The 13,505-nt window shown below is 35.0% G+C and carries 12 protein-coding genes; 11 read left to right on the top strand and 1 reads right to left on the bottom strand.

Translation table 11 applies throughout. The features are described from left to right. The first annotated feature begins 19 nt into the window (after nt 1-19). The 11 genes from lysA to ubiE all read left to right on the top strand — a co-directional run bounded on the left by lysA (nt 20) and on the right by ubiE (nt 12,028). Nucleotides 20-1,228: a diaminopimelate decarboxylase gene (gene lysA, locus ACLL8X_RS06240; RefSeq protein ID WP_411990062.1), complete on the top strand. Its 1,209-nt coding sequence runs from the start codon at nt 20-22 to the stop codon at nt 1,226-1,228. Between the two features lies 1 nt (nt 1,229). Continuing rightward, entirely contained in the window at nt 1,230-1,997 is a 768-nt protein-coding gene (locus ACLL8X_RS06235; RefSeq protein ID WP_411990061.1) for an HAD-IIA family hydrolase, read from the top strand. Continuing rightward, a complete protein-coding gene (pheA, locus tag ACLL8X_RS06230) occupies nt 1,985-3,058 on the top strand; it encodes a prephenate dehydratase (protein WP_411990060.1) in 1,074 nt (357 codons plus the stop codon). The genes ACLL8X_RS06235 and pheA overlap by 13 nt, the downstream gene beginning before the upstream one ends. Continuing rightward, nucleotides 3,048-4,148, top strand: coding sequence for a histidinol-phosphate transaminase (gene hisC / locus ACLL8X_RS06225; RefSeq protein WP_411990059.1), 1,101 nt, complete (start codon nt 3,048-3,050; stop codon nt 4,146-4,148). Before pheA ends, hisC begins: the two co-directional genes overlap by 11 nt. A gap of 44 nt (nt 4,149-4,192) precedes the next feature. Beyond that, nucleotides 4,193-5,875: a flagellar basal-body MS-ring/collar protein FliF gene (fliF, locus tag ACLL8X_RS06220; protein WP_411990058.1), complete on the top strand. Its 1,683-nt coding sequence runs from the start codon at nt 4,193-4,195 to the stop codon at nt 5,873-5,875. Next, a complete protein-coding gene (fliG, locus tag ACLL8X_RS06215; RefSeq protein WP_411990057.1) occupies nt 5,875-6,903 on the top strand; it encodes a flagellar motor switch protein FliG in 1,029 nt (342 codons plus the stop codon). The genes fliF and fliG overlap by 1 nt, the downstream gene beginning before the upstream one ends. A 7-nt stretch (nt 6,904-6,910) precedes the next feature. Then, the gene (gene fliH / locus ACLL8X_RS06210) at nt 6,911-7,744 is read left to right on the top strand and encodes a flagellar assembly protein FliH (RefSeq protein WP_411990056.1); all 834 of its coding nucleotides are present in this window, start codon (nt 6,911-6,913) and stop codon (nt 7,742-7,744) included. Beyond that, complete coding sequence (gene dxs / locus ACLL8X_RS06205) at nt 7,737-9,581, top strand: 1-deoxy-D-xylulose-5-phosphate synthase (RefSeq protein WP_411990055.1); 1,845 nt, start codon at nt 7,737-7,739, stop codon at nt 9,579-9,581. Before fliH ends, dxs begins: the two co-directional genes overlap by 8 nt. A gap of 87 nt (nt 9,582-9,668) precedes the next feature. Beyond that, nucleotides 9,669-10,079: a peroxide-responsive transcriptional repressor PerR gene (perR, locus tag ACLL8X_RS06200; RefSeq protein ID WP_411990054.1), complete on the top strand. Its 411-nt coding sequence runs from the start codon at nt 9,669-9,671 to the stop codon at nt 10,077-10,079. Nucleotides 10,080-10,124: 45 nt separating this feature from the next. Next, a complete protein-coding gene (locus tag ACLL8X_RS06195; RefSeq protein ID WP_411990053.1) occupies nt 10,125-11,318 on the top strand; it encodes a hypothetical protein in 1,194 nt (397 codons plus the stop codon). A gap of 2 nt (nt 11,319-11,320) precedes the next feature. Further along, nucleotides 11,321-12,028 (top strand): bifunctional demethylmenaquinone methyltransferase/2-methoxy-6-polyprenyl-1,4-benzoquinol methylase UbiE, encoded by a 708-nt coding sequence (gene ubiE, locus ACLL8X_RS06190; protein ID WP_411990052.1) that lies wholly within the window; start codon nt 11,321-11,323, stop codon nt 12,026-12,028. On the opposite strand, the gene ACLL8X_RS06185 is transcribed toward ubiE, so the two are convergent. Beyond that, nucleotides 12,009-13,505, bottom strand: coding sequence for a tripartite tricarboxylate transporter permease (locus tag ACLL8X_RS06185; protein WP_411990051.1), 1,497 nt, complete (start codon nt 13,503-13,505; stop codon nt 12,009-12,011). The two genes, ubiE and ACLL8X_RS06185, sit on opposite strands and share 20 nt — an antisense overlap.

Genomic DNA, 13,505 nt, shown 5'->3' with positions numbered 1-13,505 from the left:
TAAAAATTAAAGGCTAAAGATGGATTATAAACAATTAAAAAATGAATTTCAAACTCCCTTTTATATTTATAATTTTGATTTTATAAAGAAGCGTTTTTTAAGTCTTAAAGAGGCTTTTAAGGCTAGAAAATCTCAAATTTTTTATGCTTTAAAAGCGAATTCAAATTTAAGTCTTTTACAAATGCTTGTCAAATTAGATAGCGGGTTTGATTGCGTGAGTATAGGCGAGATAAGGCGTGCTTTAAAAGCAGGAGCGAAGCCTTATAAAATCATTTTTAGTGGAGTAGGAAAAACCAAAGAAGAGCTAAAATTGGCTTTAGAATATGATATTTTATATATCAATCTTGAAAGTGAAGCTGAAATGATTCTTTTAGAAAGTGTGGCTAAGAAGCTGAATTTAAAGGCAAGAATCAGCATCCGTGTCAATCCAAATGTCGATGCAAAAACCCATCCTTACATTTCCACAGGACTGAATGAAAATAAATTTGGCGTTGAAACCCAAATAGCAAGAAAAATGTATCTTTATGCCAAAAATTCAGCCTTTTTAGAGCCTGTTGGAGTGCATTTTCATATAGGTTCGCAGCTTTTAGAACTTTCTCCTATTTATGAGGCAGCAGGCATAGTCGCAAAACTTGTAAGAGAATTAAAAGCCTTGCAAATTGAGCTTAAATTTTTTGATATAGGCGGGGGGCTTGGAGTAGCTTATGAAAAAACAGATACCGAACCTAAGCTTTACGAATACGCACAAGGAATTTTAAAGCATTTAAACGGACTTGATTTAACCATAGGAATGGAGCCGGGCAGGTATTTGGTGGCAAAAAGTGGGGAATTTGTCTGCTCTGTGCTGTATGAAAAAACAAACAAAGACAAGCGTTTTATTATCGTAGATGGAGCGATGAATGATTTTATTCGTCCTAGTTTATATGAAGCTTACCACGAGATAATTTTGCCTTATAATAAGGGCGAAGAAAGCGAATGTGATGTAGTGGGGGGAATTTGCGAAAGCGGGGATTTCTTTGCTAGAAAGCGTTTTTTGCCTAAGAGCAAGGGCGGGGATATAATGGTGATTAAAAATGCTGGTGCTTATGGCTTTAGTATGAGTAGTAATTATAATAGCCGCAATAGAGCTTGTGAATTAGCCCTTGAAGAAGGACAGATAAGATTAATCCGCCAAAGAGAAAGCTTTGAAGAGCAAATTGCCTTAGAAGAGAAATTTTTAAAGGCTTAAAATGTTTTTTTTAGATGTTCAAGGGACTTTGATTTGTGATTATGATAAGTCCTTGATTAATGGGGCTAAAGAATTGATTGATTTTTTAAATGCGAAAAATCTTCCTTATATTATCATCACAAATAATACAAAAAAACTTGATTTTTTAGAGCAGCTAAGGCAAAAGGGCTTAGCGATAAAAGAAAATGCGTATTTAGACCCCTTTTGCGTTTTAAAGCATATTTTAAAACCTTGTAAAATCGCGGCTTTTGGTGCAGATGAATTTCTACAAAGCCTTCAAAAGCTTGGCTTTGAGCTTGATTTTACCTATCCTAGTGCTGTGCTTGTGGCTAGTTATGATGATTTTAAATTTAAAGATTTTGCCACTATGATAGAATTGGCTAGAAGAGAAATTAGCTTTATTGCTATGCACGAGGGTAGCATTTACAAAAAAGATAATAGGGCTTATCCGGGCGTAGGTAGCATTATGGCTATGCTTAAAAATGCTATTAATTTTAAATATGAAGTTGTGGGTAAGCCCAGTTTGGCCTTTTATAAGGAGGCTTTAAGCTTACTAAAAAAGCAAGAAGCGGGCGCGGAATTTGAAAAGATTGCTATGATTAGCGATGATTTTAAAGGAGATTTGCTTAAAGCAAAAGAACTTGGTATGAAAAGTTTGCTAGTTTTAAGTGGCAAGATAAGCGATACAAAAGGACTTGATACGAACTTACTTGATGGAATTTATCCTAGTGTTTTTGAGTTTTTAAAGGAGCTAAAATGTCAAATTTAGAAGGGTTTAGAGCTAAAATTGATAGGGTTGATGATAAGATTTTAGAGCTGTTAAATGAAAGAATGATTTATGTTAAAAGCATAGGTGAATTGAAGCAAAATAGTGGAGGGAGTATTTATCGTCCTGAGCGTGAAAGAGCTATTATTAACCGCCTTAAAAATGCAAATTTAGGACTTTTAGACCAAAATGCCATAGAAGCCATTTATCAAGAAATTTTTGCCGTTTCTAGGAATTTAGAAATGCCTCAAACCATAGCTTATTTAGGACCTGAAGGCACTTATACACATCAAGCAGCAAGAAGTCGTTTTGGGGCTATGAGCCGCTATATCGCACTAGCAAATATAGAAGATGTATTTAAAGAGCTGAGTAATAAAGAAGCAAAATACGGCGTTGTTCCCATAGAAAATAATACTGAAGGAGCCGTAGGCGTAACTTTGGATTGTCTGGGAGCTTATGCGGAGCTTAAAATTTTTGGCGAAATTTATATGGATATTCATCATTCTTTTGTGGGAATTAATGAGAATTTAAAAGAAATCAAACGCATTTATTCCCATCCACAAGGCTATAATCAGTGTCGCAAATTTTTAGAAAGCCATGAGCTTAGCCATATAGAATTTGTGCCTTCAAAATCCACAGCTAACGCAGCTTATTTAGCTTCACAGGACAAATATTCTAGTGCCATTTGCTCAAAAATTGCCGCTAAACTTTATAATATCCCTGTGCTTTTTGACAAGATAGAAGATAATGCAGCCAATAAAACAAGATTTTTGATTTTAAGTGATATTAAAAATCCTAAAATGCCAAATTGCAAAACTTCCATTTTAGCACACACAGCACATAAACCCGGTGGACTTAGTTTCTTGCTAGAGCAGTTTAAAAAAGAAAATATCAATCTTACCAAACTCGAATCGCGTCCTGTAAAATCAAAAGAATTTTTACATAGTTTTTATATAGATTTTGAAGGGCATATTGATGATGAAAATGTAAAAAAAGCCTTAAAAGATATAAAAGAGATTGTTTGGCTTGGTTCTTATTTATCAGGAGAAAAAGATGAAATTTAATGATTTTTTACAGCATTTAAGCACTTATGAGCCGGGTAAGGATATAGAGCTTATCGCTAAAGAATACGGCGTTAAAGAAGTCATAAAATTAGCCAGTAATGAAAATCCTTTTGGCACTCCACCAAAGGCTTTAGAGAGCTTAAAGCAAAATGCAAACAAAGCCCATTTATATCCTGATGATAGTATGAGTGAGCTTAAAAATAAACTCGCACAAAAATACGGGGTAAAAAATGAAAATATTATCATTGGTGCGGGTAGTGACCAAATTATAGAATTTGCAGTGCATGCTAAACTAAATCCCAAAAATGCTTTTTTACAAGCGCGAGTTACTTTTGCTATGTATGAAATTTATGCCAAACAATGCGGTGCAAAATGCTATAAAACAACAAGCATTACTCATAATTTAGATGAATTTAAAAAGCTTTATGAAGAGCATAGAGCTGAGATTAAAATCATTTTTTTATGTTTGCCTAATAATCCTTTAGGCGAGTGTTTAAACAGGAGTGAAGTGCTTGAGTTTATGAGGGGTGTGGATAAGGATTGTTTGCTAGTTATTGACGGCGCTTATAATGAATTTGCAAGTTTTAAAGATAGCAAAAAACATCTAAAACCTTGTGAATTGATTAAAGAATTTGAAAATGTGCTTTATTTGGGAACTTTTTCTAAACTTTATGGGCTTGGGGGTTTGCGTGTGGGCTATGGTATGGCTGGAGCTAAGATTATAAAGGCTTTGTATAAACTTCGCGCCCCTTTTAATGTCAATAATCTTGCCTTAAAAGCAGCCGCAGCAGCCTTAGATGATGAGAGCTTTACTCAAAAAACTTTAGAAAATAATTTTTCTCAAATGGAGCTTTATAAGGAATTTGCAAAAAAATATTCTATTAAAAGCATTGAGAGTTATACAAATTTCATCACCTATTTTTTCGATGAAAAAAATAGCACGGATTTGACTGAAAAATTGCTTAAAAAGGGTATAATAATAAGAAATTTAAAAAGCTATGGTTTAAATGCTATGCGTATCACTCTAGGAACGCCTTATGAAAATGAAAGATTTTTTACAGAATTTGAGAGTATTTTAAAAGAGCTATAAATCAAAGAAATATAAAATTCGCTAAATTTAAGGGATGAGAATTAATGGATTTTAAAAATATGTTTCATCAAATAGGTCAGCTTTATCAAAACCTAACCCGTAAGCAACGCATAGTTATTGCCGCTTCTATTGTTGTGGTGGTAGGGTTTTTGGTCTTTTTAGCCTTATTTCGTGGGAGTGGTAGTAGTGCAAATAGTGGCTATGCGGTTTTGGTTGAGAATTTAAGCCCTAGTTCTTCTGCGGCTATTGTGGCTAAGCTTGAACAAAATAATATTCCTTATAAATTAGAAAGTGAAAATAAAATTTTAGTTCCACAAGATCAGGTTTATCGCCAAAGAATGTTTATAGCTAGTGAGGGGCTTATCAAAGATAGTCGCGTAGGTTTTGAAGCTTTTGATACTCAAGCTTTTGGAGCTACAAATGAAGAGCAAAAAGTAAAATACCAAAGAGCTATCGAAGGGGAGCTTGCAAGAACAATAGAAACCCTAGAGCCTATACGCAGTGCTGTTGTGCATATAGCTTTTCCAAAAGACAGCGTTTTTACCGAAAGGCAAATTCCACCTACAGCTTCAGTTGTTGTTAATGTTCGTGAAGGCTTGAAGCTTACTAGAAAGCAAATTGATGGTATAAAAAATATTGTTTCAGCAGCAGTTCCAAAACTGACTAAAGAAAATGTTAAGATTAGCGACCAAAGTGGTGTGCCACTTGATGAACAAGAAGCCTATGAAGATGATTTGGTTCGTGCGCAAATTAAATTTAAAAGCGATCAAGAAAAGGCTCTAGAAGATAAAATCATTGAAAATTTAGCCCCTTTTGCAGGTGGTATGGATAAGGTAAAAGTGAGCGTAAATATAGATTTTGATTTTTCCAAACAAGAATCTCAAAGTGAAATTTATGACCCAAATCCTATAGTGCGTAGCGAACAAACCTTAAATGAAGAAAAAACAGGCAGACAAGAGCCTCAAATTCAAGGCGTTCCCGGAGCCGTTTCAAACATAGGACCCGTTGAAGGGCTGGATAATAAAGGTCAAATAGATACTTATAAAAAAAATCAAGTTACTACCAATAATGAACTTTCTAAAACCATCACAAATACTAAAAAACAATTTGCCACCGTTCTTCGTACTTCAGCAGCTGTTACCATAGATGGAAAGTATCAAGATGTGGTAGATGAAAATGGAGAGATTAAAAGCGAATATGTTCCATTAAGTAAAGAAGAGCTTACAAGTGTTGAAAGCATAGTTAAAAATACTATTAATTTTAGCGCTACAAGGGGAGATAGTGTTGTAGTGCAAAATTTACCTTTTCATCGCGAATCTATCAGAGTTGAAAGCAAGGTTAAGACCTTTTATAATCGCTTTATTGAGCCTTTTATTCCACCGGTTAAATACTTTATCGCTGCGATTTTGCTTTTTATATTTTATAAGAAGATTATCGCTCCATTTGCTCAAAAAATGCTCGAAGATGTTGCAGCACAAGAAGAAATGCAGCAAGGCCCTAGTGCTGTTTTAGACGATGCTGAAGATGCTTTAGAAAAATTCAATGCGGCTAGGAAAAAGGTCGAAGAGCAACTGGGTTTTGGAGAAAACTTCAACGAAGATTCTATACAATATGAAGTTTTACTTGAAAAACTGCGTAGTTTGGTAAGTGATAAGGGGGAAGAAATTGCTGCACTTTTGCAAAATTTAATCCAAAATGATAGCGAATTTGGCGACAAGGATATGTAATGATAAAGCTTAGTGAAGAACAAAAAATGATTTATGATGATTTATCTATGCCTGAAAAGGTGGCGATTTTTCTCATTCAGCTAGGAGAAGATGCGACTACGGCTGTGTTTTCACATATGGAGATTGATGTGATTACGGAAATTTCGCGTTATATTGCTATGGCTAAAAATGTAGATCGTTCTGTGGCTACTGCGGTTTTGGAAGAATTTTATACACTATTGCAATCTAATCAATACATTAAAAGCGGTGGCTTAGAATACGCCAAAGAAATACTTTTCCGCACCTTTGGACCTGAAATTGCCAATAAAATTTTAGAAAAACTTACCAAAAGTATGGAGAATAATCAAAATTTTGCTTATTTGGCACAAATTAAACCCCAGCAGTTAGCCGACTTTATCACCAAAGAACACCCTCAAACCATAGCCTTAATCTTAGCTCATATGGATTCTATTCATGCGGCTGAAACTTTGGAGTATTTTAGTGATGAATTAAGGGCTGAGGTTGTCATAAGAATGGCGAATTTGGGCGATATTTCTCCGGGCATTATCAAAAGAGTCTCTGCTGTGCTTGAGAGTAAGCTAGAAAGCCTTACTTCTTATAAGGTTGAAGTGGGCGGTCCTAGAGCTGTGGCTGAGGTTTTAAACCGCCTTGGTCAAAAGGCTTCAAAATCGACTATCACTTATATAGAACAAAGTGATGAACGCTTGGCTGAAACCATTAAAGAGCTTATGTTTACCTTCGATGATATACAAAAACTAAGCACCAATGCTATTAGAGAAATTCTAAAAGTGGCTGATAAGCGTGATTTAATGATAGGCTTAAAAGGAGCTAGCGAGGAATTAAAGCAGAAATTCCTAGCCAATATGTCCACCCGTGCCAGTGAGGCTTTTTTGGAAGAAATGGGCTTTTTGGGTGCTGTAAGGGTTAAGGATGTCGAAGATGCTCAAAGAAAAGTGGTTGAAGTAGTGCAAAAACTAGCCGAGCAAGGACTTGTGCAAACAGGCGATGCGGATGAAATGATAGAGTAGGTGTGGTATGGTTAATCGTAGCAATGTAATTTCTGGCGGAGCTTCTCAACAGCACGTTGTTGAAGGATATCGTTTTAAAGTGATTTCTGAATTTGACAATCATATAGGAGAAAAAAAACAAGCCACTCAAGCTTTAGCTGAAGAAAATGTTAATACGCCTTTAAATAACGAAAATCAAGCTGAAGACAAACAAAACACCGCTTCGACGCAGGCTATACAAGAAATTCAAGCTCCAGCTTTCCAGCCTAGTTTTGTTGAAGATTTGCTTAAAAAAACTGATGAGATGTCAAGCAATATTATCAAGCTTCAAATGCAAATAGAAAGCCAAGAGAATGAATTTAACAACCGCTTAAATGCCGAACTTGAAAATGCTAAGGAAAAATTTAGCAAAGAAGGCTATGAAAAGGCAAAGGAAGAATTTCAAAAAGAATTAAGTGAAGTTAAAGATAAATATCTTAAAAGCATAGCCAAGCTAGACGAGGCTTGTGTGAATTTAGACGCCTTTGTAGAAAAAAACGAAAAAGAATTAGCCCAAACTGCCATAGATATTGCTAAGGAAGTGATTTTAAAAGAGCTTGAAATGAATTCCAGTAAAATAGCTTACGCTTTGGCTAAGGATTTAATCACTGAGCTTAAGGGTGCTAGTGCCATTGAGCTTAAGGTTAATGGGGACGATTATGAGTATTTAAAAGAACAATTTGGAGCTAATGCTCATATTAAAGTCAGTCTTGATGATGCCATCAGTAAAGGAAGTGTGGTTATTATAAGTGATGCAGGCAATATAGAATCTAATCTTAATTCTCGTTTGGATAAAATCAAAAAAATGGTGCATAATGAGTAAAAAATTCGCCCACACTCAAGAAGAATTAGAAAAACTAAGTCTCAAAGAATTAGAAAATTTAGCCTCCACCTTGCGTGAAAGGATTATAGAAGTTGTCAGCAAAAATGGGGGACATTTAAGTTCAAATTTAGGTGTTGTGGAGTTAAGCATAGCTATGCACTTGGTTTTTGACGCCACAAAAGACCCTTTTATTTTTGATGTTTCTCATCAATCCTACACGCATAAACTTTTAAGCGGAAAAGAAGAAATTTTTCACACCTTAAGACAGAAAGGGGGCTTAAGCGGTTATACCAAGCCTAGCGAAGGCGATTATTTTGTAGCTGGGCATTCAAGCACTTCTATTTCTTTGGCAGTGGGTGCTTGTAAGGCTATCGCTTTAAAAAAAGAAAAACGCATTCCCATAGCCTTAATCGGCGATGGAGCTTTAAGTGCAGGAATGGCTTATGAGGCTTTAAATGAATTGGGCGATTCTAAATTTCCTTGCGTGATACTTTTAAATGATAATGAAATGAGTATTTCAAAACCCATAGGTGCGATTTCAAAATACCTTTCTCAGGCTATGGCAACCCAGTTTTATCAAAATTTCAAAAAACGCATTGCTAAAATGCTAGATGTTTTGCCTGAAAGTGCGACTTATATGGCAAAACGCTTTGAAGAGAGTTTTAAGCTCATTACCCCGGGACTTTTGTTTGAGGAGTTAGGACTTGAATATATAGGACCTATTGATGGGCATAATTTAAGCGAGATTATTTCTGCATTAAGACAAGCAAGGGCTATGCAAAAACCTTGCGTTATACACGCTCAAACTATCAAAGGTAAGGGTTATGCCCCAGCTCAAGGGAAGAACGCTAAATGGCACGGAGTGGGTGCTTTTGATATAAATAGCGGAGAGAGCATTAAAAAAAATGATACTAAAAAATCTGCTACTGAAATTTTTTCTAAAAATTTACTAGAATTAGCCGCAAAATATGAAAATATAGTTGGAGTTACAGCGGCTATGCCAAGCGGGACAGGGCTTGATAAACTCATAGAAAAATATCCAAATCGTTTTTGGGATGTGGGGATTGCCGAGCAACACGCTGTAACTTCTATGGCGGCTATGGCAAAGGAAGGATTTAAGCCTTTTATCGCTATTTACAGCACCTTTTTGCAAAGAGCTTATGACCAAGTGATTCACGATTGTGCGATTATGAATTTAAATGTGGTTTTTGCTGTGGATAGAGCGGGTATTGTAGGCGAGGATGGAGAAACGCATCAGGGTGTTTTTGATGTGAGTTTTTTAGCCCCTTTGCCCCATCTTACTCTTTTAGCCCCAAGAGATGAGCAAATGATGCAAAAAATAATGGAGTATGCTTATTTACATCAAGGTCCCTTAGCTTTTCGTTATCCTAGGGGGAGTTTTGTTTTAGATGAAGAATTTCATCCCTGTGAGATAAAATTAGCTAAAGCCCAATGGCTTGTCAAAAATAATAGCAAAATTGCTTTTTTAGGTTACGGACAAGGCGTGGCTAAGGGATGGCAGGTTTTAAGAGCCTTGCAAGAAAGGGGTGAAAATGCGAATTTGATTGATTTGATTTTTGCTAAACCCTTAGACGAAGAGCTTTTGTGTGAGTTAGCACAAAAGAGTGAAATTTGGTTTGTTTTTAGCGAAAATGCTAAAATGGGCGGGGTGGCAAGTTTGATTAATGATTTTTTACAAAGGCAAAATTTAGCTATAAGGCTTGTTAGCTTCGAGTATGAAGATGAATTTATAGAACACGGCAAAAGCCATGAAGTGGAAAAAAATTTGCAAAAAGATGGGGATAGTTTATTAAAGCAAGTTTTGAAATTTTTATAGCTAAAGGATAAAAAATATTATTTGATATAAACTTTTTTTAATGAAAAATTGATTATTATTTTTGATTAAAAAATAAGGACGATGAGTATGGAATTATTGCAAATGCTTAAAAAACACGAGTTAAAAGCTACTCCACAAAGGCTTTGTGTTTTAAAAATTTTAAAAAGACATGAACATCCTAATATCGATGAATTATATACAGAAATTAAAAAAGAATACCCCTCAATCTCTTTAGCAACGGTCTATAAAAATCTTAACACCTTGCAAGAGCAGGGTTTGGTTGTTGAGATTAATGTTTTAAATCAAAAAGCTTGTTATGATATTTATGAAGAAGAACATATTCATGTGGTTTGTTCTAAGTGCGGGAATATAGAGGATGTAAGTTTTAAAGACACCAAGCTTTATGAATATCAAGAGTATTTAGAAAAAAAAATAGGCAATCTCGTTAATCATTTATCCGTTTGTGCTTATGTTGATACTTGCAAAAAGTGTCATTAAGCAAAATAAGGTTAAAATAACCCACATATTTTAAGGGTTATTTTAATGGTTTATGAAATTCAAAAAAGCTTCTTACTTTCTGACTCTACTCTTTTAGAGAATTTACGCAAAGATGATATACCCCTTAAAAGCTACAAATTCGAAACTTTTTATACTCAAATAAGCCCTAAGTGTAGTGTTAAATTTCAAAGTTTTTGTGATGAATTTTATAAAATCACTCAAATTAATGATAAGATTTTAGAGCAGAATCAAGAAGAAAAAATTTCTAAAAAAAAATTTGAAAAAGCTCGAAAAAAGCTTATAGGAAGGAGCATTAAAAAAGAACGCTTTGAATTTAAGCTTTGTTCTTTAAAAAGCTATATTGATGTTTATGAAGAGGGTCAAATTTGCGTTTTAAAGGTGTTTTTTCCCACTTTAAGTTGTGCTAAGGAATTCAAACTTCCTAAAGATTTTAAAATCAAAGAAGAATTGCTTCATAATTTAGATTCCAAATTTATCGTGTTATACGGCTTTGGCTGTGAGAATTTTGATATAGAAAAATGCTTTAAAATTATAGAAAAAAACCAAAATTTTACCCTAGATTTTCCAAGTTCTATTAACGCTTATGATGGGTTTAGAATTTTTTTGTTCTATGTATTTAGAAAATTAAAATTAAATTGGAGCTTGTGTTTAGAAAAAAAGGATAGGCAAAGTTTGGGTGAGTTTTTGTTTCATTCAAGGACCTTGTATGTGGTTTTATCTAATATGAATACTATTTTAGATGAAAAATTAAGCAACGCTTTGGCTTTAAAATTTAAAGATATAACGCAAAAAACTCAAGATATTTTGCAAATTCTCGCAAGTGAAAAGTTCTATGAAAATTTATTGCTATTTTTAAGCGATGAAAAAATTCAAGCTTTGTTTAATGATTTTGATTTTTTCATAAAAGAGCATTCTTTTTATGAGGGTGCTTCTAAGGATAGCTTTTTTAAACAGCTTGTCGCTTTAGAGCTTAGAAAAAAGATTGTTTTATTTCGAAAAAATATCTTAAAAAATTTAGAGCTTTTTGAAGATAGTCTTTTTGAATTAGCGATATTTTTAGAATATTTTCATAATTTTTTTGAAATAAAAAGCCTAAAAAAGCTTTATAAAAAGTATTTTAAAGCTAAGGAAAAAAATATTTTTGATGAAAAAAAGAGAGCTAAGTTTTTCAAATTGCTTAAAAAATCAAGTAAAAATTTGAAAATTTACAAAGGATAAAAATGCAAAAACAAGAAAAAATCATTCAAATGTTTAACCAAATTGCCCCTACCTATGACAGGGCTAATAGAATTTTAAGCTTTGGCGTGGATATAGCGTGGCGTAAAAAAGCTTGTGAAAGAGTGTTAAAATTATACCCAAAAAAGGATTTAAAAATCGCTGATATTGCTTGTGGGACAGGCGATATGATAGAAATTTGGCAACAAAGTGCTATAAAAATGCAAAAAAATATTTTAAGTATCAAAGGCATTGACCCAAGCAGTGCTATGTTAAGCGTAGCCAAGCATAAATTCCCAAGCCTTGAATTTATAGAAGCTAAAGCACAAAATTTGCCCCTAGAAAGTCAAAGCTTAGACCTTGTAAGTATTAGCTATGGTATTCGCAATGTTGTTGAGAGAGAGGAGGCTTTAAACGAATTTGCTAGGGTGCTTAAAAAGGAAGGAATTTTGGTAGTTTTGGAATTTACAAAAAGACAAAAGGGCGGTTTTATCGCAGCTTGTAGGGATTTTTATCTTCAAAAGATTTTGCCTATTTTGGGTGGAATGATTAGTAAAAATAAAAGTGCTTATGAGTATTTGCCTAATTCTATTGAAGGATTTTTAAGCAAGGATGAATTTATTAGTGAGCTTGAGAAAGCAGGCTTTAAATTGCTAGAATTTAAAAGCCTTAGCTTTGGCATAAGCTCTATGTTTATTTTGCAAAAGATTTAGCCAGTTTTTTAAGTAGTGGTGGCACGAACATTACCAAAAAAGCAGCAATAAGCAAGATAGGAGCAATGCTTCCTTGCCACAATATGCTTAAATCCCCGCTACTAATCGACAAGGCACGGCGTAAATTCACTTCCAAATGCTCCCCTAAAACAAAGCCCAGTATCAAGGGTGCCATAGGAAATTCAAGCTTTCTTAGCACAAAACCTATCACACCTATAAGGAAAATCATAAATAAATCCCAAGTTGTGCTATTAATAGAATAAATCCCAATAGCCGATACCACAGCGATAATGGGTGCTAGTATCCACAAAGGCACACTAAGAATTCTCACAAAAATGCCGATTAAAGGAATATTTAAAATCAAAAGCAAAACATTGGCTATAAGCAAGGCGGCGATTAAGCCCCAGACTAAACCCGCTTGTTCGCTAAACATAGCAGGACCGGGGTTGATATTATAAAGCGTTAAAGCCCCCATCATTACAGCCGTAGTGCCAGAACCCGGAAGTCCTAAGGTCAGCATAGGGATGAAAGAACCACAAGCTGACGCGTTATTAGCCGCTTCAGGAGCAGCCACTCCCTTTAAATCGCCTTGTCCAAATTGTCCCTTTTTACCTGCTAATTTTCTCTCACTCATATAAGTAATAGCACTAGCTATGGTAGCACCCGCTCCGGGTAAAACCCCTACAAAAAAACCCACCACAGCAGAACGCAAAATAGTCCAAAAGGTGTAAGCAAATTCTTTAAAGCTGATGAGAAGTTTGCCTGTTTTTTTAATCATAGCCTTGCTTGTATGAGTGTTTTCTAGTATCAAAAAAAGCTCACTAATGGAAAAAAGCCCTATAACTAGCACCACAAAGGAAATTCCATCATAAAGATGGGGATTATCAAAGCTAAAGCGATAGACTCCTGTATTGGCATCCACACCTATGGTGGTTAAGAAAAGTCCTATAAGAGCAGCCAGAAAGGAACGAATGGGTTTTTGTGCCATCATAGAGCCTAGAGTTGCAAGGGCGAAGATAATCAGAGCAAAATACTCAGTAGGACCAAAGCTTAAAGCCCATTTAGCCAGTATGGGAGCAAATAAAATAATGCCACAAATGGCTATAAAAGAGCCTATAAAAGAGCTTAGAGCCGAGATACAAAGAGCCTTTCCCGCTTGTCCTTTTTTGGCTAAGGGGTGTCCATCTAGGGTAGTCATAATGGCAGCTGCGTCCCCGGGTATGCCTAAAAGTATGGATGAAATTCTACCTCCATATTCACAGCCCATATAAACCGTGGCTAAGAGTATGAGAGCTGATTCAGCAGGTAAATTCATAGCAAAGGCTAGGGGCAAAAGTATGGCTACGCCATTAATAGGACCAAGTCCTGGCAACATACCGACCATAGTGCCTATCAAACAACCGATGAGAGCTATGATGAGATTGTTAGGTAACAAGGCTACTTCAAAGCCCTGAGCTAAATACATCAAAATGTCCAT

The organism is Campylobacter parajejuni (assembly GCF_046764905.1).
Lineage (GTDB): Bacteria > Campylobacterota > Campylobacteria > Campylobacterales > Campylobacteraceae > Campylobacter_D.
The sequence above is the reverse complement of the archived record's forward strand: the minus strand, read 5'-3'. Positions and strand labels throughout refer to the sequence as shown.

Bases quoted from the DNA above. Each gene is read 5' to 3' on its own strand.
- fliH (WP_411990056.1), top strand. From the start codon at position 6,911: ATGGTTAATCGTAGCAATGTAATTTCTGGCGGAGCTTCTCAACAGCAC.
- fliG (WP_411990057.1), top strand. From the start codon at position 5,875: ATGATAAAGCTTAGTGAAGAACAAAAAATGATTTATGATGATTTATCT.
- lysA (WP_411990062.1), top strand. From the start codon at position 20: ATGGATTATAAACAATTAAAAAATGAATTTCAAACTCCCTTTTATATT.
- ACLL8X_RS06185 (WP_411990051.1), bottom strand. From the start codon at position 13,505: ATGGACATTTTGATGTATTTAGCTCAGGGCTTTGAAGTAGCCTTGTTA.
- fliF (WP_411990058.1), top strand. From the start codon at position 4,193: ATGGATTTTAAAAATATGTTTCATCAAATAGGTCAGCTTTATCAAAAC.
- ACLL8X_RS06235 (WP_411990061.1), top strand. From the start codon at position 1,230: ATGTTTTTTTTAGATGTTCAAGGGACTTTGATTTGTGATTATGATAAG.
- ubiE (WP_411990052.1), top strand. From the start codon at position 11,321: ATGCAAAAACAAGAAAAAATCATTCAAATGTTTAACCAAATTGCCCCT.
- ACLL8X_RS06195 (WP_411990053.1), top strand. From the start codon at position 10,125: ATGGTTTATGAAATTCAAAAAAGCTTCTTACTTTCTGACTCTACTCTT.
- hisC (WP_411990059.1), top strand. From the start codon at position 3,048: ATGAAATTTAATGATTTTTTACAGCATTTAAGCACTTATGAGCCGGGT.
- dxs (WP_411990055.1), top strand. From the start codon at position 7,737: ATGAGTAAAAAATTCGCCCACACTCAAGAAGAATTAGAAAAACTAAGT.
- pheA (WP_411990060.1), top strand. From the start codon at position 1,985: ATGTCAAATTTAGAAGGGTTTAGAGCTAAAATTGATAGGGTTGATGAT.
- perR (WP_411990054.1), top strand. From the start codon at position 9,669: ATGGAATTATTGCAAATGCTTAAAAAACACGAGTTAAAAGCTACTCCA.